12 protein-coding genes and 1 other RNA gene are annotated in these 13,757 nt (G+C 60.7%); 5 read left to right on the top strand and 8 right to left on the bottom strand.

From position 1 onward, the window contains the following. Nucleotides 1-83 precede the first annotated feature (83 nt). Nucleotides 84-908 carry an EAL domain-containing protein gene (locus AC13C8_RS19110; protein WP_482848729.1) on the bottom strand — a complete coding sequence of 275 codons (825 nt, stop codon included), beginning with the start codon at nucleotides 906-908 and terminating at the stop codon, nucleotides 84-86. A gap of 105 nt (nucleotides 909-1,013) precedes the next feature. Here AC13C8_RS19110 and AC13C8_RS19105 point away from each other — a divergent pair, with 105 nt between their 5' ends. Then, nucleotides 1,014-1,613, top strand: coding sequence for a DNA-3-methyladenine glycosylase I (locus AC13C8_RS19105; protein ID WP_482848728.1), 600 nt, complete (start codon nucleotides 1,014-1,016; stop codon nucleotides 1,611-1,613). On the opposite strand, the gene AC13C8_RS19100 is transcribed toward AC13C8_RS19105, so the two are convergent. Then, nucleotides 1,570-2,766 (bottom strand): lytic murein transglycosylase, encoded by a 1,197-nt coding sequence (locus AC13C8_RS19100; RefSeq protein WP_482848727.1) that lies wholly within the window; start codon nucleotides 2,764-2,766, stop codon nucleotides 1,570-1,572. The two genes, AC13C8_RS19105 and AC13C8_RS19100, sit on opposite strands and share 44 nt — an antisense overlap. A 244-nt stretch (nucleotides 2,767-3,010) precedes the next feature. Here AC13C8_RS19100 and argH point away from each other — a divergent pair, with 244 nt between their 5' ends. The 3 genes from argH (at nucleotide 3,011) to AC13C8_RS19085 (ending at nucleotide 8,401) form a co-directional block, all read left to right on the top strand. After that, nucleotides 3,011-4,408, top strand: a complete 1,398-nt coding sequence (gene argH, locus AC13C8_RS19095) for an argininosuccinate lyase (RefSeq protein WP_482848726.1) — start codon at nucleotides 3,011-3,013, stop codon at nucleotides 4,406-4,408. A gap of 137 nt (nucleotides 4,409-4,545) precedes the next feature. Next, complete coding sequence (lysA, locus tag AC13C8_RS19090; protein ID WP_482848725.1) at nucleotides 4,546-5,811, top strand: diaminopimelate decarboxylase; 1,266 nt, start codon at nucleotides 4,546-4,548, stop codon at nucleotides 5,809-5,811. Nucleotides 5,812-5,827: 16 nt separating this feature from the next. Beyond that, nucleotides 5,828-8,401 carry a TIGR02302 family protein gene (locus tag AC13C8_RS19085; RefSeq protein ID WP_482848724.1) on the top strand — a complete coding sequence of 858 codons (2,574 nt, stop codon included), beginning with the start codon at nucleotides 5,828-5,830 and terminating at the stop codon, nucleotides 8,399-8,401. 22 nt (nucleotides 8,402-8,423) lie between these two features. Here the strand turns inward: AC13C8_RS19085 and recR are convergent, their stop codons facing one another. The 4 genes from recR to AC13C8_RS19065 are packed head-to-tail and all read right to left on the bottom strand — an operon-like array spanning nucleotide 8,424 to nucleotide 11,702. Beyond that, nucleotides 8,424-9,020 (bottom strand): recombination mediator RecR, encoded by a 597-nt coding sequence (recR, locus tag AC13C8_RS19080; protein ID WP_091431637.1) that lies wholly within the window; start codon nucleotides 9,018-9,020, stop codon nucleotides 8,424-8,426. Between the two features lie 13 nt (nucleotides 9,021-9,033). After that, nucleotides 9,034-9,378 carry a YbaB/EbfC family nucleoid-associated protein gene (locus AC13C8_RS19075; RefSeq protein ID WP_091431639.1) on the bottom strand — a complete coding sequence of 115 codons (345 nt, stop codon included), beginning with the start codon at nucleotides 9,376-9,378 and terminating at the stop codon, nucleotides 9,034-9,036. 59 nt (nucleotides 9,379-9,437) lie between these two features. Further along, nucleotides 9,438-9,908: a DUF6998 domain-containing protein gene (locus tag AC13C8_RS19070; RefSeq protein ID WP_482848723.1), complete on the bottom strand. Its 471-nt coding sequence runs from the start codon at nucleotides 9,906-9,908 to the stop codon at nucleotides 9,438-9,440. Then, nucleotides 9,909-11,702, bottom strand: a complete 1,794-nt coding sequence (locus AC13C8_RS19065) for a DNA polymerase III subunit gamma/tau (protein ID WP_482848722.1) — start codon at nucleotides 11,700-11,702, stop codon at nucleotides 9,909-9,911. A 109-nt stretch (nucleotides 11,703-11,811) separates the two neighbouring features. Here AC13C8_RS19065 and AC13C8_RS19060 point away from each other — a divergent pair, with 109 nt between their 5' ends. Next, nucleotides 11,812-12,303, top strand: a complete 492-nt coding sequence (locus AC13C8_RS19060) for a phosphatase domain-containing putative toxin (RefSeq protein ID WP_482848721.1) — start codon at nucleotides 11,812-11,814, stop codon at nucleotides 12,301-12,303. A gap of 81 nt (nucleotides 12,304-12,384) precedes the next feature. Here AC13C8_RS19060 and rsgA read toward each other — a convergent pair whose 3' ends face one another. Next, entirely contained in the window at nucleotides 12,385-13,305 is a 921-nt protein-coding gene (gene rsgA / locus AC13C8_RS19055) for a ribosome small subunit-dependent GTPase A (RefSeq protein ID WP_482848720.1), read from the bottom strand. Between the two features lie 345 nt (nucleotides 13,306-13,650). After that, nucleotides 13,651-13,748: signal recognition particle sRNA small type (ffs, locus tag AC13C8_RS19050), an RNA gene on the bottom strand. Between the last annotated feature and the right edge of the window lie 9 nt (nucleotides 13,749-13,757).

The raw sequence follows: 13,757 nt of genomic DNA, 5'->3' as shown, positions 1-13,757 counted from the left end.
TTGGACGTATCCTGTGCTGCATCGCAGAGGAAATCAAGTCGCACGCGCGGGTTGCGACCGTAAGGACCAATTGCGCCCTTGGATCAGGCCACCTTTTGCCAATAGGGATTTATCGTCGGGGCACCGAAATAATACCCCTGCATGCAATCCACACCGATCGAGGCCAGATAGGCGGCATCCAGATGGTTTTCGACGCTTTCCGCCACGGTGAACATGTCGAAATGCCTGGCCAGCGACAGCATAGCTTCGGTCAGGATTTGATTGTCCGCGTTTTGGTGAATGCCGCGGATGAACTCGCCGTCAATCTTAAGGATGTCAAAATAGAAGTCTTTGAGATACCGGAAAGAAGTGAACCCAGCGCCGAAGTCGTCCAGCGCGAAGCTGATCCCCTTTTTTTGCAGGTCGGCCATGAATACCTGCACCAGATCGGGCATGGTGATCGCAGTGCGTTCGGTGATTTCAAGGATCAACCGTTCGCCCACCGTCGAATTGTCCTGCAAACCGCGTTCCAGAACGCGTGTCCAGCCCGGATAGGCGATGGAACGGGCCGACATATTGATGGCCAGCCGCAATCCCGGTTCGGCCGCCAGAACCTCCAGCCCCTTTTCCAGAGCCAGCGCGTCCAGAATGCGCCCCATCTCGGTGTCTTCGACGGCATCTATGAAACTTTTGGCGGGAATCACCCGGCCCGAGGCGTCATGCACGCGCAGCAAGCCTTCATAGAACGCCATTCGGTCGGGATTGGCCGTCTGCACCACAGGCTGATAGGCCAGTTTGACCTGTTTGTGGCGCAATGCGTGGCGCACAAGGTCCAATGCCTCGCTATCGCGCAAATCGACCGCGACGGACAGTGGATCGCTCATCGGTGCCGATACTGGCATCTCGTCCCGTTTCAGGTGTTGCATCATTGAATCTCCGTCGCAGCGATGGGACATTGATGCGTCACATATGCTAACAAGCTGTAAAATCCCGGATTTGTGGATAATTTTACTGATGATCAGACAGGAGCTGCCATGACCCAACGCTGCACGTGGTGCGGAGACGATCCGCTTTATGTCGCCTATCACGATACCGAATGGGGGGTGCCGGAATTTGACGGGCGGGCGCTGTGGGAGAAGTTGATCCTTGACGGGTTTCAGGCCGGGCTGAGCTGGATCACCATCCTGCGCAAGCGCGATGCGTTTCGCGATGCCTTTCAGGGGTTTGACCCTGAAAAGATTGCCCGGTGGGACGATGATGATGTGGCCCGTCTGCTGGGCAATCCCGGTATCGTCCGTCATCGCGGCAAGATCGTGGCGACCATTGGTAATGCGCAAGCCTATCTTGATCTTGGCGGATCACAGGCCTTCGCAGATTGGATATGGGGATATGTCGATGGAACGCCGGTGGTTGGGCACTATGCCAGCCTGGCCGATATCCCCGCCTCGACCCCTTTGACCACGCAGATCTCGAAAGACCTGAAGAAAGCCGGGTTCAAATTTTGTGGCCCCACCATCGTTTATGCGTGGATGCAGGCCTGTGGGTTGTTCAACGACCATGTCACCGGGTGTTTTCGGTTCGATCAGGTCGCTAGCGAAGTGCCACCAACAAGTCCCGGCTGGGAACGCCTGTAACCGGCACACCACGCGCGGATTCATAAGACCTTATCGCCGCGCGACCCATCTCGCCGATCACGCCATCGGGGCGCCCGGCCTTGAAGCCCAGCGCGTTCAGACGCTTCTGAAGCTCCTGCCGTTCGGCGGTGGTCATGCCCCAGGGGTTGCCGGGAAATTTTGCAACTATCGGCGCGCCACCCGCCAAACGGTCAGACAGATGGCCCACGCCGATCGCATAGCTGTCAGCGTAATTATAGGTTTTCAACACATGGAAATTGTCGAAAACCATGAACACGGGACCAGTGGGACCGGCAGGCAGGATCAGCGCCCCCATGGCCGCCCCGCCGAGTTTCTTGCCCGAGGCATGTGTTACACCAAGCTGCGCCCATTCGCGCAGGCGTCGCGCATACACACGCCCCGTGCGGGCCAGATCAAACCCTTTCGGCAGGTGCACCTCGTATGCCCATGGCTGACCCTCTTGCCATCCTTTCATCCGCAGATAAGCCGCAGTCGACGCCAACGCATCCGTCGGATCATCGGCCCAGATGTCGCGCCGCCCATCACGGTTGAAATCTACGGCATAGCGCAAAAACGAAGTTGGCATGAATTGGGTATGTCCCATGGCCCCGGCATAGGAACCGGTCAACCGTGAAGGCGAGGTATCGCCATCCGCAAGGATCTGCAAGGCGGCCAGAAGTTCGTTTTCGAACAAGGCGCGACGGCGTCCTTCAAAAGCCAGTGATGCCAAGGTCGACAAAACCGGTGCCGACCCGCGCACGGCACCAAAGCTGCTTTCCATCCCCCAGATAGCAACAATGATTTCGCGCGCCACGCCGTATTCCCGTTCGATCCGTCCCAGAAGGGTCGGATAGCGCGTCATCATGACCTGCCCGGCCTTGATTCGCTGCGGCGAGGCCGCCGACGCAACATAATCGCCTAATGTTCTGGTGGTTTCTGCGGGGGCATTATCCGATGCGACGACCTTGGGCAGGAACCGCACCTCGTCCAGCGCCCGCAATGTGTCAGAGGGCACACCCGCCGCCGCAGCGCGGGCACGGAAATCAGCGCGCCATGCGTCAAACCCTGCATTGGCCATCACCGCCTTGGGCGTAAAGCTCGCGGCCAAAAGCAGCCCCGCTGCTTGCCGCCGAGTGTATGTTCCTGTGTGCATGTCTTTCGACACCCCTGTCATCGCAGCCTCATCCGCGCACCCTCACTGTGCATCGGTGGCGCACAATACGCTTGTTTAAGCGCACCACAAAGCGGCACGGTTCGGATCGGCAATCTGACGCTGACGCAGCGAAAACCGTGTTTATCGCAACAGCGGCGCAGGCCAAACAACGCTGCCCAATTGCGCCTTTGTCCCGCGCCGCGTATAGCAGGCAAAACAAGACCCAAGTCCCGAAAGGCCGACCATGAGTGACGACAGCAAATCAGCCAACGCCATGTGGGGCGGCCGCTTTTCAGCAGGCCCCGACGCGATTATGGAGGCGATCAATGCCTCGATCGGCTATGACCAACGCATGGCGCAGCAGGATATTGACGGCTCGCGCGCGCATGCCTCGATGCTGGCGGCGGTTGGCGTCATCACCGATAAGGATGCCGAAGCGATCCGCGAAGGACTGTCGCAAGTGTTGACCGAAATCGAGGGCGGCAGCTTCGCCTTCTCGACCACGCTTGAAGACATTCATATGAATGTCGAAGCCCGGCTAAAAGAGATCGTGGGCGAACCGGCGGGCCGCCTGCACACAGCCCGGTCGCGCAACGATCAGGTCGCTACCGATTTCCGCCTTTGGGTCCGCGACCAGATGGACGCCGCAATTGACGGGCTGGAGGCACTGATGCGCGCGTTGTTGGGGCAGGCCGAGGCGGGTGCCGATTGGGTCATGCCCGGCTTCACCCATCTGCAAACCGCGCAACCTGTGACATGGGGCCACCACATGATGGCCTATGTCGAGATGTTCGCCCGCGACATGTCGCGCTTTCGCGACGCGCGCACCCGGATGAACGAATGCCCGCTTGGGTCCGCCGCTCTGGCCGGCACGTCCTTCCCCATCGACCGGCACATGACGGCCGAAGCTCTGGGCTTTGACCGACCCACCGCCAATTCGTTGGACGCTGTCGCGGACCGTGATTTCGCGCTGGAGTTTCTCTCGTCTGCCACGATCTGCGCCATGCACCTCAGCCGGTTTGCCGAAGAACTGGTGATCTGGTCCTCGGCCCAGTTCCGGTTCGTGCGCATGTCGGACAAATGGTCGACAGGTTCGTCGATCATGCCGCAAAAGCGCAACCCCGATGCCGCCGAACTGATCCGCGCCAAGATCGGGCGGATCATGGGCGCCAATATCGGCTTGATGACCGTGATGAAGGGGCTGCCGCTGGCCTATTCCAAGGACATGCAGGAAGACAAGGAACAGGTGTTTGATGCCGCGGACAACCTGATGCTGGCACTGGCTGCGATGACCGGCATGGTGTCGGACATGGCAGCCAACACCGATGCGCTGGAGGCTGCGGCCTCGTCCGGCTTCTCGACCGCGACCGATCTTGCCGACTGGCTGGTGCGCGCATTGAACATGCCGTTCCGCGATGCCCATCATGTCACCGGATCGCTGGTCGCCATGGCCGAAGCACGCGACTGCGACCTGCCCAACCTGTCACTGGAAGACATGCAATCGGTTCATGCCGCCATCACCGACGAAGTGTTTGGCATATTGGGCGTGCATAACTCGGTCGCCAGCCGCACATCTTACGGCGGCACTGCCCCGTCCGAGGTCCGCAAACAAATCACTCGTTGGAAAGAGGCCTTGTCATGATCCGCGTCACCCTGATCCTTGCCGTTCTTGGTCTGGCCGCCTGCGGCGCAGATGGCGAACCCCTGCGCCCCGGCAGCCCCGAAGATATCGCCGAACAACAGGCCCGGCAGTAGACCCGCCGGCAGAAAGGCTCGCCCATGGATCATTTTCTGTATCGCGATGGCATCCTGCATGCCGAAGACGTGGCCATTCCCCAAATCGCCCGCCGGGTCGGCACGCCCTTCTATGTCTATTCCGCCGCCACGCTGAGACGTCATATTGGATTGTTTGCCGAGGCGCTGGACTGGGCCGAACATCTGGTCTGCTTCGCGGTCAAATCGAACTCGAACCTTGCGGTTCTGAAGCTGCTGGGGGATATGGGTGCGGGCATGGACGTGGTGTCCGAAGGTGAATATCGCCGCGCCCTTGCCGCCGGCGTGCCCGGCGATCGGATCGTCTTTTCCGGTGTTGGCAAGACGCGCGATGAGATGCGTCTGGCGCTGACCCACGGCATCCGTCAGTTCAATCTGGAAAGCGAGCCCGAGATGCGGGCATTGTCACATGTCGCAACCGAGATGGGCGTGATTGCCCCCGTCACGGTGCGCGTGAACCCGAATGTGGATGCGAAAACCCACGCCAAGATCTCGACCGGAAAGTCGGAAAACAAGTTCGGCATCCCGATTGCCCGCGCCCGCGATGTGTATGCCGAGATTGCCACCCTGCCCGGCCTGAAAGCCGTCGGCATCGACGTGCATATCGGCAGCCAACTGACCGAACTGGAACCGTTCCGCCAAGCCTATCAGAAGGTCGCGGAACTGACCGAAGCCCTGCGGGCGGATGGCCACGACATCACGCGGCTTGATCTCGGCGGTGGGCTTGGTATTCCCTATGAACGCTCAAACTTCGCCCCGCCCCTGCCCCTCGAATACGGGCAGATGGTCCGTGAAACCGTGGGACATTTGGGGTGTGAGATCGAGATTGAACCGGGGCGCCTGGTGTCTGGCAACGCTGGCCTGATGGTCACATCCGTCATCTATGTGAAAAAGGGCGAAGGTCAGGATTTCCTGATCGTCGATGCGGGGATGAATGATCTTGTGCGCCCTGCCATGTATGAAGCCCATCACGATATCATCCCGGTGATCGAGGCCACGCCGGGTCAGGAGAAAGCGCGCTATGACATTGTCGGACCGATCTGCGAAACAGGTGATACATTTGCCAAACGCCGTGATCTGGACAGCCTTGAAGCCGATGATCTGATCGCCTTCCGTTCGGCGGGGGCTTACGGCGCGGTTATGGCGTCGGAATACAATTCCCGGCCCTTGATCCCCGAGGTTCTGGTGATGGGCGATCAATTTGAAGTCATTCGCGCCCGCCCGACCTATGAAGATATGCTGGGACGCGATACCATACCTTCATGGCTGTGAACCCATCGCGAGTCCAATGACTCGCCCCACCTTACCCGACGAGGTGCAGCCGCACCTCAAATGGCCCTTGCGACTGACAGGGGCGGGTATGGTTTTGGAACGATTCTGGGGTGCCTTCTGGCCGCTTGCCTCGGTCCTTCTGACAGCATTCGCAGTGTGGAGCTTCTGGACCATTGGCTCGTCAGGCGTGGGGACTGGCGTGATGGCTCTGGGCATCATCGCCATGCTGAGCGCGTTGGTCTGGGGTGCGCGCAAATTTTCGTGGCCCAGCCAATCAGAGCAACTTGCCCGGCTGGATGACAGCCTGCCCGGCCACCCGATTGCCGCCTTGATGGACGACCAGGCAACCGGGCGCGACGATATGGCATCGCGCCGTCTCTGGCAGGCGCACCTTGCGCGCATGGCCCAACGTCTTAAGGGTGTTCGCCCTATTTCACCCAACCTGCGCGTGGCCCGCAACGACCCCTACGCCCTGCGTCTGATCGCGGCGACAGGGGCGGCGCTGGCCATCGGATTTACACCCTGGCTGGACCGCATCGGCGCACCAACTGCGACCAGCGGTGACGCCAGCGCACAGCCCGTTGCCAGCGCGAGTTGGGAAGGCTGGATCGAACCGCCCGGCTATACCGGACGTCCCAGCCTGTATCTGGCCGACCAGCCGCCGGGCCCATTGGCGGTGCCTGAAGGCAGCCGTCTGACATTGCGGCTTTACGGCGATCTTGACACGCTCGCGGTGACGGCTGATCTGTCAGATGCGCCGATCACCGGACCGACCCAGCAAAGTTATCTGCAAGTCATCACCAAAAGCGGCCCGTTGGACATCACCGGACCGGGTGCGGCGCGTTGGCAGATCACCGCGATTGGCGACACCCCGCCGACGGTCAACATCGAGGGTGAGTTAACCCGCCGCCTCGCTGGCGATTTCTCGCTGCCGTTCACGGCAACGGATGACTACGCCGTCACCCAAGGCAACGCCACAGCGAATCTTGGGTTGGAGCGTGTCGACCGCCGCCACGGGCTTGCGACGGCTCCCGAGGAACGTCCGCCGCTGATCGTTGACCTGCCTTTGCCCTATCGCGGCGCACGAACGCAAATCGACGGTCTGCTGGAAGAAAACCTGATTGAACATCCATGGGCAGGGCTGCCGATTGACCTGATACTGAGGGTTGAGGACGGCGCCGAACAGTCCGGCACCACCCCGCCCCTCAACATGGTCCTGCCCGCACGCCGGTTTTTGCACCCGGTCGCCAAGGCGCTTATCGAACAGCGGCGTGATCTGTTATGGTCGCGCGACAATGGACGCCGTGTGGCGCAAATCCTGCGTGCCGTGTTGAACCGCCCGGATGATCTGGGCCTGCCCGAAGGCGTCTATCTGCGCCTGCGCAGCTCCATTCGGCGGTTGGAAAGCGGTCTGGCGTTTTCCAACCTGCCCTCGGGCCTGCCGGAAGAATTGCGGGACGAGGTCGCCAGGGTGTTGTGGGATGTTGCGGTTGAACTTGATGACGGTCGCCTGGCCGACGCGCTGGCCAGGATGCAACAAGCGCAGGACCGGCTGGAACAAGCCATGCGCGACGGGGCCAGCGAAGAAGAACTGGCCGAACTGATGGACGAAGTGCGCGAAGCAATGCGCGACTATCTGGAACAACTGGCCGAAAACCAGCAAAACGGCCCGCAATCCGATCAGCCCCCGGCCGAGAACGGGATCGAGATGAGCATGGCCGACATCGAAGACATGATGGACCGCATCGAAGAGTTGATGCGTGAGGGACGCGAAGACGAGGCGATGCAGATGCTCGACCAATTGCGCCAGATGATGGAAAATATGCAGATGGCGCAGACCGGACCGTCGAACCAACCTGGCGAAAGCGCCCGCGAAGGTCTTCAGGAAACGCTGCGCCAGCAACAAGGCCTGTCGGATCAGGCGTTCCGTGATCTTCAGGAACAAGGTCAGGGCTCGCAGGCGGGCGAGTCAGAAGGTAATGAAGGCCGCGATGGCGGTCAGGGACGTGGGCAAAGCCATGATGGCGCAGACGGTCAGCAGGGGCAGGACGGCCAAGGCGCTGGCCCGGAACAAGGCAGCGGCAGCCAAGGCAGTGACCTGGCCCAACGCCAAAGCGAGTTGCAAAGACAATTGGACGCCCAACGCCGCAACCTGCCCGGTGCCAGCGACGAAGCCGGACAAGCCGCCCGCGACGCGCTGGACGAGGCCGGGCGCGCAATGGGGGACGCCGCAGACGCGTTGGAACAAGACGATCTGCCCGAGGCGCTGGACCGCCAAGCCGACGCCATGGAAGCCTTGCGCGAAGGAATGCGCCAGTTCGACGAAGCGATGGCGAACCAGCAAGCGCAGCGGCAAGGTGAACAGGGCAGCAATCCGGGCGAAGGTCGACGGTCAAGCCAGCGCGACCCGCTTGGTCGCAGCCCGGACGGTCAGAACGGCGCAACCGCGACAGACAGCCCACTGGAAGACGGGGAAGACGTCTATCGCCGCGCACAGGAATTGATGGAAGAATTGCGCCGCCGGTCAGGCGAGGGCGACCGCCCGGATCTGGAACGCGACTATTTGAAACGCCTGCTGGATCAGTTCTGATCAACCCCGGTTCGCGACATGCTCAGAACCGCTTGCGCGCCGCCAAAGCCGCCGAAATCGTGCCTTCGTCCAGATAATCCAACTCGCCCCCAATGGGAACGCCTTGTGCCAGCGATGAAACCTCGCACCGCCCTTCCAGTTCTTCAGCAATATAATGCGCCGTGGTCTGACCATCGACAGTGGCGTTCAGCGCCAGGATCACTTCGGTGATGCCCTCATCCCGAACGCGCTGGATCAGGCGCGGGATGCCAAGATCGTCAGGGCCAACCGCGTCCAGTGCCGACAAGGTGCCACCCAACACGTGATACCGGCCCTTGAACCGACCCGCCCGCTCCATCGCCCACAGATCGGCAACATCTTCGACCACACAAATTTCACCCACCGCGCGCTTTTCCGACAGGCAGATATCGCAACGATCCGCAGTCGAGACATTGCCGCAGGTTACGCATTCACGCGCGGTTTCCGCCACGGCTTGCATTGCATCCGCCAACGGTATCAGCACCAGCGCCCGCTTGCGGATCAGATACAGCACCGCACGCCGAGCCGAACGTGGACCCAGCCCCGGCAACTTCGCCATCAGCTCGATCAGGTGCTCGATATCTCGCGGGGCTTCTGACATGCGGAGATCTGCCTTAGAACGGCAGGTTCATGTCCTTGGGCAGACCAAGCTCTTCTGTCAGGCGCGACATCTCGGTTTCGCTGCGGTCCTGTGCCTTGGCTTGCGCATCCTTGATCGCGGCCAGGATCAAATCCTCAACCACTTCCTTTTCGTCGGGATTGAAGATCGAGGGGTCGATGTCCAGCCCCGTCAACACCCCCTTGGCAGTGGCGGTGGCGCGCACCAGACCAGCGCCGCTTTCACCCACCACGGTCATCGTGGACAGGCTGTCTTGCAGGTCCGACATCTTGGTCTGCATCTCTTGTGCGGCTTTCATCATCTTGGCCATATCGCCAAGACCACCCAGTCCCTTCAGCATTTCATGCTCCTCGAAAAAATCTCATCGCTCCCGTCTTAGATACGGTCAGCGGGCGGGGCTTACAAGGCGTGGCTGGACCAGACGAGATCCGCGATGGTCTTGAACTGTGAAACCCCCATGGACCGGCGTTCATTGCGCGCCCTGGAACCAGGAGCATCAAGCCTTTCGACAATATCGCTCCGCGAGGCTTCCCAGATTTCAAAGACGTCGTAGTTTCCGTACATTAACACAAGCTGAACGGCATCGGACTCCTGATCCGTGTTTATCTGCGAAACTCTGCCCCAGGACGTCCCATCCTTCTTCCAGCGTCCCTTTATCTGAATATTCTCCTTTCCGTCTTTTCTTGTGCGATACGCGTCAAAACCGGCTGTGCGGGCTTCTGCAAGTTCCAGGCCAAGCAATCTGGCGGCTTCCATCTCGGCAATTTCGCCCGTTACACCAAGAGGCTTGCCGGTCAGTTGATAGTATTCAACGGCAAGGGATTTGACCTCTTCAAGTATTGCAATCTCGGAACGCGTCGATTTCGGCATCTACTCTTCCTCAAACGGATCCCATTCGTCTTCCACCTCGGGCAACGCTTCGGTTGCGGCTTCGCCCGCCATATCGTCCGCAGTGCGTATCTCGGTGATCCGCGCTTTCGGGAAGCTGGCAATCACCGCCTGAACCAAGGGATGGGTCGCCGCTTCCTGCTCCAAAGCAAGTTTCTCACCATCCCGTGTTTCAGTGATGGTTGCCGCCTCACACCCGTTGACCAGCGTCACACCCCAGCGCACCCCGGTCCAGCCTTGCAGTCGCTGGGCCAGACGGGCGGCAAGATCGGACGGGGCATCGACACTGGGCGTAAATTCAATCCGCCCCGGCGCATAAGAGGCCAGCCGAATGCCTCCTTCAACCTCGACCAGCAGCTTCACGTCCCGGTTGGCCCGGATCAGTTCGATCACATCCTCGAAGCGAGCAAAGCGCGCCAAGGCGTTTTCCGGCGCCTGCGACACGGCCAACGCCGTCGCGCCTGGTCCCGATCGAGGCGACCCGCCTGATATCCGAGGCGCAGCCGTCAACTTCTCCATTGCTCCGCTGCCTGCTCCGCTGCCATCCCCGGACGGTGCGGGTGCGCCACCCGACGGGCCTGCGGGCGGCACCGGCTGATCTTTCAACTTGCGCACCAGTTCCTCGGGCGACGGCAAATCCGCGACATGGGTCAATCGAATAACAGCCATCTCGGCCGCCATCATCGCGTTGGGCGCCACCGACACCTCTTCAATTGCTTTCAGCAGCATTTGCCACATCCGCGACAAGACCCGCATTGGCAGCGCTTCCGCCATGGTCTGACCACGGCGGCGCTCGTCCGACGACACGGTGGGGTCTTCGACGGCCTCGGGCGTGATCTTGATCACGCTGACCCAATGAGACACCTCGGCCAGATCGCGCAGTACCGCCATGGGGTCAGCACCATCGGCGTATTGGCCACCAAGTTCGACCAGCGCCCCAGCGGCATCGCCTTTCATAATGAAATCCATCAGGTCCAGCACCCGACCACGGTCAGCAAGCCCCAACATGGCGCGCACCTGCTCAGCAGTCGTTTCACCCGCCCCATGGCTGATCGCCTGATCCAGAAGCGATTGCGCATCCCGCGCCGACCCTTCCGCCGCACGTGTGATCAAGGCCAGCGCATCATCGGCAATCGCAGCCCCTTCTGCATCGGCGATCCGACGCAGCATGGTCAGCATGTCCTCGGGCTCGATCCGGCGCAGGTCAAACCGCTGGCACCGGCTCAGAACCGTGACCGGCACCTTGCGAATTTCGGTCGTCGCAAAGATGAACTTCACATGCTGCGGCGGTTCTTCCAGCGTCTTAAGAAGCGCGTTGAACGCGTTCTTCGACAGCATGTGCACCTCGTCGATGATGTATATCTTGTACCGCGCCGAAGCCGCACGATAATGCACGCTTTCAATGATCTCGCGAATGTCGTCCACCCCGGTGCGCGAGGCCGCGTCCATCTCCATCACGTCCACGTGCCGCCCTTCGGCAATGGCGACGCAATGCTCGCACTGACCGCATGGTTCGACCGTCGGGCCGCCCTGACCATCCAGGCCAATGCAATTCATGCCCTTGGCGATGATCCGTGCAGTCGTGGTCTTGCCGACCCCCCGAATACCCGTCATCACGAAGGCCTGCGCAATCCGGTCTGCTTCGAAGGCGTTTTTCAGCGTGCGCACCATCGCCTCTTGCCCGATCAGATCGGCGAATGTTTCGGGACGGTATTTCCGGGCGAGAACCTGATAGGGCTTTGCCTTTGGCGTATCTGAGGAAGCTGCGTCTGACATGTGACCCTTCGGTGCCGGATTCGTATCCGGGCCAGATTAAGCCGGGCATCACACGGCGTCCACCGAACTCTGGGTTGGAGCTGGCCTGCCCATATGATAAACGCGCAATATGCCAAACAGCTTCACCATATCCGACCTTGCGCTGGGAAGCGGACACCTGGGCATCTGCCCGCTTCCGGGGCGCTGGGGCAGATATTCTGATGACCTTGCTACAATACAGAAATGGCGCCCATCGCTTGTTCTGTCCATGACCACTGCCGGCGAAATGGCCGCACATGGGGCATCCAGCCTAAAGGCTGATCTGGCCTCAGGCAGCATCGCTTGGCATCACCTGCCCATTCGCGACTTCGGTGCACCAGATGCAGAGACAGTCGCTCGTTGGACCGAGGTATCATCCCTCGCTCAGCATGCTTTATCCCAAGGTGGCAAAGTGCTGGCCCATTGTAAAGGCGGGTGCGGACGCTCTGGCATGATGCTCTTGCGCTTGATGGTCGAGATGGGAGAAGACCCGGACAAAGCCCTGGCCCGCCTGCGCCACGCGCGCCCCTGCGCGGTCGAAACCGAGGCGCAGATGCTCTGGGCGACCCAGCCAGCGCGCTGACTGCACCGTCATCCGTGTTTCTTCTGGCCCAAAATATCCTGGGGTGAATGCGCAACGCGCAGAGGGGCAACGCCCCTTCCCTTAGCGACCTTTCCGCTTTCCCGCGCCTTTTGTGACACCTTTCACCATCTTCGAGAACCTTCTCTCCCGCGCCCGGCTTTCTGCCACAGTCTCGGTGTTCTTCGCCTCGCCCGCCCGCAGCTTGCGCCAGCGTTGCAACCTTTCCAGATCCAACTCTCCGGCCTCAATAGCCGCGCGCACCGCGCAACCCGGTTCTGTCTCATGGGCGCAGTCAGAAAACCGACATTGCGTTTCCAACTCGGCCAGATCGTCAAAAACGCTGTCGATCCCTTCGCGTGTGTCCAAAAGGCGCAAGGCCCGCATCCCTGGCATGTCGATGATCCAGCCGCCGTGCTGCATTGGGTGCATACTGCGCGCCGTGGTCACATGTCGCCCCTTGGCGTCATCCTCACGAACGCCGCCCGTCGCGGCGTCGCCCCCGGTCAGCCCGTTGGTCAGAGTGGTCTTTCCCACGCCAGACGACCCGATGAACGCCGCCGTCTGTGGCGGTTTGCACCACGCAGCTACGGCTTTGGCCGCTTCGGGATCGCGCGCGTTCACGGTCAGGATTGTCAGCATCGGGTCCAGCGCCTGCGCTTCGGCCTCATAGGCGCGGGTATCATCGCATAGATCGGCCTTGGTCAGCACCAACACGGGATAACACCCGGCCTCGTGCGCAAGGGCCAGAAATCGCTCGATCCGCGCAATGTTGAAATCGTCATTGCACGAGGTCACGATAAACAACGTGTCCACATTCGCCGCGATCAACTGCGTCTGCGCATCCGTCCCGGCCGCGCGCCGTTGCAACAGCGATTTCCGCTCCAACACCCGTTGTATGCGCATTTCGGGGTCTGCAAGAACCCAGTCGCCCACCGCCAGTTCGCCCGCCGCCAGTTTGGGTGAGGTCAGACTAACCTCTCCCGCTTCGCCCAGCGCGCTCATTTGACTTCGATGAATTTCCGTAAGTCGATAGGGGGTCAGCCCCGCTGCGTCGTCGCATTGGGCTTGATAAAAAGAAGACCATCCAAGGTCCGTCAAAAGATTTGTCATTGGTTTGCCTGTCTCAGCATGGCATTTCACCCCGCGCGCAAATGCGGCTTGGGATGTGCGTGCTCAGGCAGAAAGGGGATAGTCCCGCTTAGCAAATTCCTGCCCGAAGGGTGGTGACGACAATCATGAAAGCCCTCCGTTCATTGATCCGCGCTGGCGCAAACCGTATTCAGTATCCCGGTTCGACAAAAAAGCTGTTCTGCCTGTCGGTGCTTCAATTGCCTTGCAACTGAAACCGGGTGAGAGGCTGAACACGACCCAAGCGGGGCTCGTTGTGGCTGCTTCCTTCCGGACCTGACCAGATTGGCGAGGCGCCTGCCCGCGCCAACCTCTCGCCCCTCATA

The sequence above is a fragment of the Aliiroseovarius sp. B-4 genome (genome assembly GCF_056857795.1).
The sequence above is the reverse complement of the archived record's forward strand: the minus strand, read 5'-3'. Positions and strand labels throughout refer to the sequence as shown.